Origin of the sequence: Pseudonocardia pini, assembly GCF_013870575.1 — a bacterium.
GTDB classification, from domain to species: Bacteria; Actinomycetota; Actinomycetes; order Mycobacteriales; family Pseudonocardiaceae; genus Pseudonocardia; species Pseudonocardia pini.
The window spans coordinates 1-5,059 of record NZ_JACBXB010000395.1; the positions used below are offsets into that span (position 1 = coordinate 1).

General features: G+C 74.9%; 7 protein-coding genes. 3 read left to right on the forward strand and 4 right to left on the reverse strand.

Annotated elements, in window-relative coordinates:
- Positions 1-170: 170 nt before the first annotated feature.
- On the reverse strand, positions 171-1,079 hold the full coding sequence (locus H5J29_RS20440) for a proline dehydrogenase family protein (RefSeq protein ID WP_181782660.1): 909 nt from the start codon (positions 1,077-1,079) through the stop codon (positions 171-173).
- A gap of 102 nt (positions 1,080-1,181) precedes the next feature.
- Between H5J29_RS20440 and H5J29_RS35925 the strand changes: the two genes are divergently transcribed.
- A complete protein-coding gene (locus tag H5J29_RS35925; protein ID WP_181782661.1) occupies positions 1,182-2,288 on the forward strand; it encodes a PucR family transcriptional regulator in 1,107 nt (368 codons plus the stop codon).
- Here H5J29_RS35925 and H5J29_RS20450 read toward each other — a convergent pair.
- Positions 2,245-3,603 carry an NAD(P)/FAD-dependent oxidoreductase gene (locus H5J29_RS20450; RefSeq protein WP_312858321.1) on the reverse strand — a complete coding sequence of 453 codons (1,359 nt, stop codon included), beginning with the start codon at positions 3,601-3,603 and terminating at the stop codon, positions 2,245-2,247. The genes H5J29_RS35925 and H5J29_RS20450 overlap by 44 nt on opposite strands.
- 88 nt (positions 3,604-3,691) lie before the next feature.
- Here H5J29_RS20450 and H5J29_RS20455 point away from each other — a divergent pair, with 88 nt between their 5' ends.
- Entirely contained in the window at positions 3,692-4,045 is a 354-nt protein-coding gene (locus tag H5J29_RS20455; RefSeq protein WP_181782662.1) for a DNA polymerase ligase N-terminal domain-containing protein, read from the forward strand.
- A 4-nt stretch (positions 4,046-4,049) separates the two neighbouring features.
- On the opposite strand, the gene H5J29_RS20460 is transcribed toward H5J29_RS20455, so the two are convergent.
- Positions 4,050-4,415, reverse strand: coding sequence for a VOC family protein (locus tag H5J29_RS20460; RefSeq protein ID WP_181782663.1), 366 nt, complete (start codon positions 4,413-4,415; stop codon positions 4,050-4,052).
- Between the two features lie 22 nt (positions 4,416-4,437).
- A complete protein-coding gene (locus tag H5J29_RS20465; RefSeq protein WP_246394094.1) occupies positions 4,438-4,830 on the reverse strand; it encodes a VOC family protein in 393 nt (130 codons plus the stop codon).
- A gap of 74 nt (positions 4,831-4,904) precedes the next feature.
- Here H5J29_RS20465 and H5J29_RS20470 point away from each other — a divergent pair.
- Positions 4,905-5,059 (forward strand): HTH domain-containing protein (locus H5J29_RS20470; RefSeq protein ID WP_181782665.1); only part of this gene is annotated, 155 nt, incomplete at its 3' end.

The window sequence follows — 5,059 nt, forward strand, 5'->3', positions numbered from 1 at the left end:
CCGCTCGCCGGACGCCATCACGCGGACCCCGCCGATCGTCATCGGCAGGTCGGGGGACCGGCCGCGCAGGCCGGCCAGGGTGGCCTCCAGGGAGGCCCGCTCCGCGGACCCGGGTGCGTAGGTGCGCACCGGCTCGTTGGCGGGCTCGGGCACGGTGGTGATCGCGTCCATCAGTGACTCCTCACGAGCGAGCGGAGCAGGAAGCCCAGGTTCGCCGGGCGCTCGGCGAGCCTGCGGGCGAAGTAGCCGTACCAGTCGGCGCCGTACGGGGTGTAGACGCGCACCCGGTGACCCGCCGCGGCCAGCCGCCGCTGCTCGGGGACCCGGACGCCGTAGAGCATCTGGAACTCGACCGTGTCCGGCGCCCGGCCCGCCGCGAGCGCCCGCTCGATCATCCGCGGGTCGTGGGAGCCGACCATCGGGTAGCCCGCGCCCGCCAGCAGGACGTCCAGGCAGCGCTCGTACGCGGCGTCCACCTCGGACCTCGCCTGGTACGCGACGGAGGCGGGCTCGGCGTAGGCGCCCTTGACCAGCCGCACCCGCGTGTCCGCGAGGTCGCGGCAGTCCGCCTCGGTGCGGCGCAGCGCGGACTGCAGGACCGCGCCCACCCACGGGTACTCGGCCCGCAGCTTGCCGACGGTCTCCAGCGTGCCGTCGACGGTGGTGTGGTCCTCCATGTCCACGGTGACCGTGGTGCCCGCGCGCTCGGCCGCGGCGCAGATCGCGGCGGCGTTGTCCAGGGCGAGGGTGCCCGGCAGGGCCGCACCCAGCGCGGACAGCTTCACCGACACCTCGGCGGGGCCCGCGAGGTCGCCCAGCGCCTCGAGGAGCGCGACGTAGGCGTCCCGGTTCGCGACGGCCTGCCCGGCGTCGGTGGTGTCCTCGCCGAGATGGTCGAGGGTGACCAGGCGGCCGTCGGCCACGAGGTCGGCGGTGACGGCCAGCGCGTCGGGCAGGGTGTCTCCCGCGACGAACCGGTCGACGAGCCCGCGGGTGGCGCGGGATCCGGTGACGAGCCTGCGGACGGTCGGTCTGCGGCTCACGGCGAGGACGGTCGAGCTGAAGGTCGGACGGGACACGGCGCCTCCTTCGGTGCGATGTCCTCAGGGTTCCCCGAAACCGGTGTCCACCACTACAGACGAACGTCAGAAGCGTCGGCCGGATCTTCGTACACTTGTCTGATGGAGCTGCAGGACATCGTCGACGAGGTCTCGCGGGTGCTCGGCGAGCCGGTGGTGCTGGAGGACCGGGACTTCCACCTCGTCGCGTACGGCACCCATCCCGACGAGCTCGACGCCGTCCGGCAGCGCACGATCCTGCACCGGAGGTCCTCGGCGGAGGTGCAGGACCGCTTCGAGGGCTACGGCATCGCGACCAGCGAGAAGCCGGTCCGCACCCCGGAGGACCCGGAGACCGGGGTCGTCGCGCGGGTGTGCCTGCCCGCCCGCTGGAACGGCGTGACCTACGGCTACCTGTGGGTGCTCGACCCCCGGCACCGGGTCGCCGACGCCGACCTCGACCGCGTCCTGCGGCACGCCGCCCGCGCCGGGACGATCATGGCGGGCCAGGCGCGCACCCGCGAGCACCTCGCCGACCTGGCCCGCGACCTGCTCGTGGCCGACCCGGCGACCGCCGAGATCGCGGCCGCGGAGATCGACCGGCTCGGGGTGATCACGCGGGACCGGCCGGTGCGGGCGGTCGCGTTGCACCTCGAGGGCGAGCCGCTGAACCTCTGGCGGCTACCGCGCGCCGCCGTCGCCACGACCTCCGACGAGCACGTCCTGCTCCTCACCCCGGCCGCCGACGCCGACGAGGTGGCGGCCGCCGCGCACCGGCTGCACGCGGAGCGGACCGACCGCCCGGAGCTGCTCGCGGTCGGGATCGGCGGGGAGCGCCCGGACCTCGTCGACCTGCGGGACAGCGTGCACGAGGCGCGGCTCGCGGTCCGGGTGGCGCGCGAGGTGCCGCGGCTGCGGCCGGTGGCGCGCTGGGACGCGCTGGGGGCCTACCGCCTGCTCGCCTGCGGCCCGCGGTCCGCGTTGCGCGACGGCACCGTCGCCCCCGCCGTCCGGCCGCTGTTCGCGCACCCGGTGCTGACCGAGACGGCCGCGGTGTACCTCGACCACGCCGGGCACGCCCAGCGCACGGCCGAGGCCCTCGCGATCCACCGCCAGACGCTCTACTACCGGCTGGGCCGGATCGCCGCGCTGACCGGCCTCGACCTCGCCGACGGCCGCGACCGGCTCACCCTGCAGCTGGCCCTGACGTTCCGGCCGCTGGTGGGGTAGCGGTCTCCAGCGGCACGTGGACGCCGCGGACGGTGCCGAGCTGGACGCCCTGGCGGGGGAGCAGGGCGTCGAGCAGCCAGTCCGCGGCCACCCGGATCCGGTTCCCCGGCATCGAGGCGAGGTGGTAGCCCCGGGTCACGACGGTCGCGGGCAGGCCGGACAGCGGCAGGCCCAGGGGGTTGGCGGCGGCGTCCGTGCCGCCCAGCTCCACGACGAACCCCAGGTCGTGGTGCTTGTACGTGCGACCCGTGCCCACGCCGAGCGCGGCCGCGACGTTGCGCGCGGCGAGCGCGCCCTGCCGGGTGGCGTGCTGGGCGGTCATCGCGGTGGGCGAGCCGGGGCGGGTGACGTCCGGGACCGCGGCCGCGTCCCCGCAGGCGACGATCTCGGGATGGCCGGGCACGGCCAGGTCCGTCCCGACGACCAGGCGCCCCCGGTCGGTCTTGAGGCCCACCATCTCCACGAGCGGGTCCGGCCGGACCCCGACGCACCAGGCGAGCGTGTGCGTCGCGATCTCCTCGCCGGTCGTCAGCAGCACGGCGTTCTTGCGGGCCTCCTGGACCGACTGCTTCATCCGCACCTCGACGCCGCGTTCTCGCAGCACCCGGTCGGCCGTGCGGGAGAGCCGGGGGTCGAGCTCGGGCAGGACCCGCTCGGCGAGGTCCAGCAGCAGCCAGCGGACCGGGGTGTCCCGCAGCGACGGGTAGCGCGCGGCGAGGTCGGCGGTGAACGTGGCGGCCTGCGCGGCGAGCTCGGTGCCCGTGTAGCCCGCGCCGACCGTGACGAAGGTGCAGCGCGCCGCCCGTTCGGCCGGGTCGGTGGCCGTGGCGGCCAGCTCGATCTGCCGGATGAGGTGGTCGCGCAGGTAGAGGGCCTCGGGCAGGCCGCGGAAGCCGTGCGCGTGCTCGGCCACGCCGGGCACCGGGAGCAGCTTGTTCACGCTGCCGACCGACAGCACGAGCCGGTCGTAGGGGATCTCGCCGGTGCCGCCCTCGGGGTCGGTCCAGGCGACCGTCCGCTTCTCGACGTCGATGTCCGCCACCTCGCCGAGCACGATCGTGGCGCCCTTGAGCGTGCGGGACAGCGGCACCGCGACGCGCCGGGGCTCCAGCGTCCCGACGGCGACCTCCGGCAGCAGCGGCAGGTAGAGGAAGTGGTCGAGCTGGTCGATCACCGTGACGTGCGCGCGCCCGCGCAGCGAGCGGAGCAGGCCCTTCGCCGCGGTGTGCCCCGCGAAACCCGCTCCGACCACGACGACCCGGGGCAGGTCCGCACCGGGGGGCGGGACGGGGGCTCGACGGAACCAGGCAGGCACGGGCGTCTCCTCAGGGCTGGGCGGAGGTGCGGACGGCGGCGGGGCCCCCGACCGGCGGCCGGCTCCCGACGGGACCAGACTGCCACGTGTGGACGGTCCGCGACCCGCGTTCGTGCTGCACGACCACCGCAGGCCCCGCCCGCACTTCGATCTCCGGCTGGAGGAGGACGGGGTGCTGCGGTCCTGGGCCGTGCCGCGCGGGCTGCCGGACGACCCGCGGCGCAACCGGCTCGCCGTCGCGGTCTCGGACCACGACCTGGACCACCTGACCTACACCGACGAGGACAAGTCCATCGCGGACATCGGCTGGTGGGAGGAGCACGACCGGACCGAGCGCCGGATGGTCTTCACGCTGCACGGCCGCGACGCCTCCCGCCGCTACGCCCTGATCAGGACCGACGGCGACTGGCTCCTGCACCTCACGAAGGAGCAGTCGGAGTGACCGCTCACCCCCGCTCCTCGAACACGCCGAGCACGTTGCCGCCCGGGTCGCGGAACCGGGCGGTGACCTCGGGATGGTCGCCGCCGATCTCCTGCACGACGACCCCGCCCGCCGCACGGATCGCCGCGACGGTCGCCTCGGCGTCGTCGACCATCACGTAGAGGAGCATCCCCGGGTCCGCCGACGGAGCCCGGCCGGTGACCCAGGTCCCGCTGACCTCGCCCACCCCGTCGTCGAAGGCGAGGGCGCCGTCCCCGCGGCGCCTGCTCCGCCAGCCGAACACGGACTCGTAGAAGGCCGCCGACACGGCCACGTCGGTGGCGGGCAGCTCGAGGTAGCAGATCTTGCCGTGGCCGAGGGTCGGTGCCATGGGTGCGCCTCACTCGTCGTCGTCAGGGGCGCCCACCGTATCCCCGCAGACCCTCCTCGACGTGGGAGTTCTCCATGATCCCCAGGACGTTGCCGAAGGGGTCGACGACCGAGGCGGTGACGAAGCCGGGGCCGCGGACGGTGACCGGCTGGTGCTCGGTGGCACCCAGCTCCACCAGGTCCTTCAGCGCGGCGGCCACGTCCTCGACGGCCCAGAAGAGGATCTGGCCCGCGGGCGTGCCGACGGGGTGCGGTGCCCAGGAGGCCGCGACGATGCCGAACTCGTCCTGGCGCGGGCCGAGGCGCCACTCGAGGTAGCCGCCCTCCACCACGAAGTAGGGCGGTCCGCCGAAGAGCCGGGTGTACCACTCGCGGGCGGCGTCGAGGTCCGCGGCGTAGATGTTCTGGGTGGCCATCGCTCGCAACATGGACCCAGTCTGCGCCCGGTAAGTGCTCACCTTCTGCGCACTTCTGATGCGAGTATCGGGGCATGCGTGCCGACCGACTCGTTGCGATCCTGTTGCTGATGCAGGCCCGCGGCCGCGTGACCGCCGGGCAGGTCGCGGCCGAGCTGGAGGTCTCCGTGGCCACCGCCCGCCGAGACCTGGAGGCGCTGTCCGCGGCGGGCGTCCCCGTGTACCCGCA